The organism is Kribbella sp. (genome assembly GCF_035687465.1).
GTDB lineage: Bacteria > Actinomycetota > Actinomycetes > Propionibacteriales > Kribbellaceae > Kribbella.
Window position 1 is genome coordinate 1 of record NZ_DASRXP010000591.1, and the last position, 2,618, is coordinate 2,618.

Genomic DNA, 2,618 nt, shown 5'->3' on the forward strand with positions numbered 1-2,618 from the left:
GGGTGCCGGAGAACACCACCGAGATGATCACCTTCTTCAACATCTCCGGGGCGATGATCTACGTCGACGACGACGGCAACCAGACCGGCTACGAGGACACGTTCACGAAGATCCAGCTCTGCCGCGACCACTACGGCAAGAACGGCCTCGGCGCCGACTACGTGGACCAGTTCATCCGTTAGGCGGTCGTGCGGATCACAAGCTCGGTCGGGAGGATCCGCGGGCCTTCGTCCTCGCCTTCCACCAGCCGTAGCAGCAGGTCCACCATCTCCCGCGCGACCAGCTCGAGCGGCTGCCGGATCGTGGTGAGGGGCGGATCCGACTCTCGCGCGATCCGGGAGTCGTCGAAGCCACCGACAGCCACGTCTTCCGGCACCCGGCGACCGGCCCGACGCAACTCGACCAGCGCTCCAGAGGCGAGCAGGTCCGAGGCCGCGAACACCGCATCGAGGTCCGGGCTTGCCTTGAGCAACTGCTCCATCGCGGACCGGCCCGCCTCCTGGCTGTAGTCGGTCGCGGAGACCACGAGCCGCTTGAGCGCCTTCCGCCCGAGCACATCCTGGTAGCCCTGCAGGCGCTCCTGTCCCCCGGCGATCTGGGGCGCGCTGATCATCCCGATCCGCTTGTGCCCCTGCTCGACCAGGTACCGCGTCATCTGGCGAGCACCTTCCCGGTCGTCGGCAGCGACGTACGGAAGGATGTCGTCAGGTGCGAGCGGTTTGCCACAGGCGACCGCCGGTACGCCGGCCTGAGCCAGCTCGGAGATCAGCGGATCGCCGGAGTGCGAGGAGATCAGCAGGACGCCGTCCACGTGCTCGCCGCGGACGTACCGCAGGATCCTGTCCCGCTCGGCATCGCTGGCCTCGAGCATCAGCACCAGGCTGATGTCCTGCTCGGCCAGCGCCTGCGTGCACGACCGCAGCAGCACGCTGAAGTTCGGGTCCTCGAACAAGCGCTCCTGCGGCTCCGACAGCACGAACCCGATCGCGTTGGACCGCTTGGTGACCAGGCTCCGGGCACTCTGGTTGACCGTGTAGCCGGTCTTCGTCATCGCCTGCTGCACGGCCTCCAGCGAGGCAGCGCTGACGTAGTGACCGCCGTTGAGCACCCTCGACACCGTGCCGCGCGACACCCCGGCGAGCTCCGCCACGTCGTCGATGGTCGGCCCACGCCGCATCGCCCGGCGCGCCGCTCCCCGGGACTTCGGGTGAGCGGCGGGCTCGGTTGTCGACGTCGGCCTGCCTGCCACGGGCCTAATCATGTCAGTCCGTACTGTCACCCGACGGCAAGGCGTTGGCGCGCGCCACCCGGCCCAGCCAGCCCGCGCTGGTCTTCGGTGTCCGGGTCTGGGTCGCGTAGTCGACATGCACGATGCCGAACCGCTTGGCGTAGCCCTCGGCCCACTCGAAGTTGTCCAGCAGGGTCCAGACGAAGTACCCCCTGACATCGACGCCTGCAGCGATCGCCGTCCGCAACGCGGCCAGGTGTGTCTGAAGGTAGTCCACCCGCTGCGGGTCGTCGACGGTCCCGTCCTCGGCCGGTACGTCGTCGTACGCGGCGCCGTTCTCCGTGATGTAGACAGGCGGCAGCTCCTCATAGGTCGTGTGCAGATCCACCAGTACTTCGCGCAGCCCGTCCGGCTGAACCGGCCAATTGACCGCTGTGACCGGAACACCTTCCGGCAGGATGGTCTCGGCTCGCTGATCTCCGGTGGGAGCGGCACGCACGAGAATCCTGCGGTAGTAGTTGATACCGAGGAAGTCGATCGGCGCACTGATCAGCTCGAGGTCGCCGTCCTCCACACAGTCCAGCTGCACCGGGTAGACGCCCCGCAGTACGGGATCGAGGAACAACCGGTGGCTGTCGACGTCGACTCGCCGTGCTGCGTCTACATCCGCCTGCGAGTCGCTCGCGGGCACCACTGGGCTCACGTCGAGCGTAAGGCCCACCTGCTGCCCCGCCGCATGCCGACCACGACGCAGTACGTCCAGGCTCAACCCGTGCGCCAGCAAGAGGTGATGGACAGCGCGGTCACGCAGTACGGGGTCCTTGATGCCAGGTGCATGAATACCGCTGCCGTAGCCGGCGTGACTCGACACCTTCGGCTCGTTCAACGTGGTCCACTGCTTGACGACATCCCCGAGCGCGTCGTGCACCACCGCCGCATAGTGGGCGAACCTGTACGCGGTGTCGCGCGCCGGCCAGCCGCCCTTGTCCTGCAGGGCTTGTGGGAGGTCCCAGTGGTAGAGCGTCACGTACGGCACGACGTCCCGGGCCAGTAGTTCGTCGACGACCCGCCGGTAGTGGTCCAGGCCCTTCTGGTTGATCGCGCCCGAGCCGTCCGGCTGCACCCGCGGCCAGGCGATGGAGAACCGGTAGGCGCCGAGTCCGAGGTCCGCCAGCAGGCCGATGTCCTCGGCGTACCGGTGGTACTGGTCGCAGGCGACGTCACCGGTGTCGCCACCGGCGATGGCTCCCGGGACGCGGCAGAACGTGTCCCAGATCGACTGGCCACGACCGTCCGCGTCCACCGCGCCCTCGACCTGGTAGGCGGCGGTAGCCGCACCCCAGACGAAGCCCTCGGGAAAGGTGTTGGCTGAACGGGCAGCGTCACTCAT

Annotated in this window: 2 protein-coding genes and 1 pseudogene; 1 reads left to right on the forward strand and 2 read right to left on the reverse strand. The window is 67.9% G+C overall.

Annotated elements, in window-relative coordinates:
* Nucleotides 1-182 (forward strand): annotated as a pseudogene (locus VFG33_RS31380) (cupin); the annotation flags it as partial.
* Here VFG33_RS31380 and VFG33_RS31385 read toward each other — a convergent pair.
* Nucleotides 179-1,249 carry a LacI family DNA-binding transcriptional regulator gene (locus VFG33_RS31385; RefSeq protein ID WP_325056610.1) on the reverse strand — a complete coding sequence of 357 codons (1,071 nt, stop codon included), beginning with the start codon at nt 1,247-1,249 and terminating at the stop codon, nt 179-181. The pseudogene VFG33_RS31380 and the gene VFG33_RS31385 sit on opposite strands and share 4 nt — an antisense overlap.
* Nucleotides 1,250-1,262: 13 nt before the next feature.
* On the reverse strand, nt 1,263-2,618 hold the full coding sequence (locus VFG33_RS31390) for a GH1 family beta-glucosidase (protein ID WP_325056611.1): 1,356 nt from the start codon (nt 2,616-2,618) through the stop codon (nt 1,263-1,265).